This window comes from Micromonospora sp. NPDC050417 (assembly GCF_044458865.1).
GTDB lineage: Bacteria > Actinomycetota > Actinomycetes > Mycobacteriales > Micromonosporaceae > Micromonospora_G.
Genome location: NZ_JBITIH010000065.1, coordinates 1 through 2,531 on the forward strand (window position 1 = coordinate 1; position 2,531 = coordinate 2,531).

Consider the following 2,531-nt stretch of genomic DNA (forward strand, 5'->3'; position numbering starts at 1 on the left):
AGGCGGTGTTGGTGATTCCGGGGGTCGAGGTTGCGGCGGTGCCGCTCGACGAGGTCGCCGCGATTCCGGCGAAGTTCGACCTGTCGTTCGAGTTCGCTGGGGATCGTGGACGGATCGTGTACGCGACGGATCTGTTCGACGCGGCGGACGTGGAGGTGTTGGCGGAGCGGTTCGCGCAGGTGTTGACGGCGGTCGTGCGGGATCCGGACACGGTGGTGAGTCGGGTCGACGTTCTGGGCGGCAGCGAGCGTGAGCTGGTCCTGCACGGCTGGAACGGCACCGGCGAGGCGCCGCGCGTGACCGTACCGACCCTCTTCGAACAACAGGTGACCGCCACACCGGATGCCGTGGCGCTGGTGTTCGAGGACGCCGAGCTTTCGTACCGGGAACTGAACGGCCGGGCGAACCGCCTGGCCCGTCACCTGATCACGCACGGCATCGGGCCGGAATCGTTGGTCGCCGTCGCGCTGCCGCGCTCACCCGACCTGATCGTCGCGTTTCTCGCGGTAGTCAAGGCCGGCGGCGCCTATCTGCCCATCGACCCCGCCTATCCCGCCGAGCGCATCGCCTTCATGCTCGGCGACGCCGCCCCGGCCGTGCTCATCACCCGCAGCGACGTGGGCAGCCGAGTCGGCGCCCCCGGCATCCCGGTCGTGACCCTGGACGACCCGCAGACGGCGACCGCGTACGGGGAACTCGTCGGCACCGACCTCACCGACGCCGACCGCACCGGTCCCCTTCTGCCCGCGCACCCCGCCTACCTCATCTACACGTCGGGCTCGACCGGACAACCGAAGGGCGCCCTGGTCCACCACCGTGGTGTCGCCGGGCTGGTGCTCGCACAGCGCGACCGTTTCGCGATCGAGCCGGAGAGCCGGGTGCTGCAGTTCGCGTCCCCGAGCTTCGACGCCGCAGTCTCCGAATGGGCGGTGACGCTCTGCTCCGGTGCCGCCCTCGTGGTCGAGCACGCCGACGACCTGGTGCCGGGGCCCGCCCTCGTTCGTACCGTGAAGGAGCGCGGCGTCACGCACGCGACCCTGCCGCCGGCCGTGCTGGCCGTGCTCGACCCGGACAGCCTGCCCTCGATCACCACCCTGATCTCCGCCGGCGAGGCACTGCCGGCCGAGGTCGCCGCGCGCTGGGCCGGCGGACGAACCCTGCTCAACGCGTACGGCCCGACCGAGACGACCGTCTGCGCGACGACAACCGCACCGATGACCGCCGTGGACATTGCCGCGCCCCACATCGGCACACCAATCGGCGGCCTGCGGGTCTACGTCCTCGACGCGGCGCTCGGCCCGGTCCCGGTAGGTGTGACGGGCGAGCTTTACGTGGCCGGAGCCGCACTGGCCCGTGGCTACCTGAACCGGTCCGCGCTCACCGCGCAACGGTTCGTCGCGAACCCGTTCGCCGGCCCGGGGGAGCGGATGTACCGCACCGGTGACCTGGCCCGGTGGCGGGCCGACGGCAACATCGAGTTCCTCGGCCGCGCCGACGAACAGGTCAAGGTGCGCGGGTTCCGGATCGAGCCGGGCGAGGTCGAGGCCGCGCTGCTCGCCGTGCCCGGGGTCCGGCAGGCGGCGGTCCTCGCCCGCGGGGACGTCCCCGGCGAGACACGACTGATCGCGTACGTCGTACCCGACGCCGGATCGGCACCGGAGCCGTCCGCACTGCGCTCACACCTGGCGGGAATGCTGCCCGACTACATGGTGCCCGCCGCGGTGATGTCACTGGACACCCTGCCGTTGACGGTCAACGGCAAGCTCGACCGGACCGCTCTGCCCGCACCGGACTTCGCCTCCGCCACGACCGGCCGTGCACCCTCCACCCTCCAGGAGGAGTTGCTGTGCGAGGCCTTCGCCCACGTGCTCGGCATTGACCGCGTCGGCATCGACGACGACTTCTTCGCCCTCGGCGGCCACTCCCTGTTGGCTACGCGGCTGACGAGCCGCATCCGCTCCACCCTGGGCGCGGAGGTGCCAGTGCGGGCACTGTTCGAAACACCGACCGTGGCGGGGCTGGCAGCACGGCTGTCCGCGGCGGCGCCCGCCCGTACCGCACTGACCGCCGGGTCGCGGCCCGAGGTGGTTCCGCTGTCGTTCGCGCAGCAGCGGCTGTGGTTCCTGGACCGCATGCAAGGTCCGAGCCCGACCTACCACATTCCGCTCGTACTGCGGTTGACCGGCCCGCTGGACGAATCCGCGCTCGCGGCGGCACTGAACGACGTGGTCGCACGGCATGAGGCGCTGCGTACCGTCTTCCCCTCGGCGGACGGAGCCCCTCGCCAGCAGGTGCTGGCCGTGGGGGAGCCGCTGCTGGACCTGGGGGTGCGCGAGGTCGACGACGCCAGGCTCGACGACGAGATCGCAGCCGACGTACGCGTGCCGTTCGACCTCGGCGCCGACCTGCCGGTACGGGTCCGGCTGCTGCGGCTGCGGCCGGAGGAGCACGTTCTCGTGCTGGTGGTGCATCACATCGCGGGGGACGGGTGGTCGTTGGCGCCGTTGGCGCGTGATGTGTCGGTGGCTTAT

The 2,531-nt window shown here is 71.6% G+C and carries 1 protein-coding gene; it reads left to right on the top strand.

The genetic code is table 11. The features are described 5' to 3' along the window. Positions 1–2,531 (top strand): amino acid adenylation domain-containing protein (locus tag ACIBF5_RS32655; protein WP_396816748.1); only part of this gene is annotated, 2,531 nt, incomplete at both ends.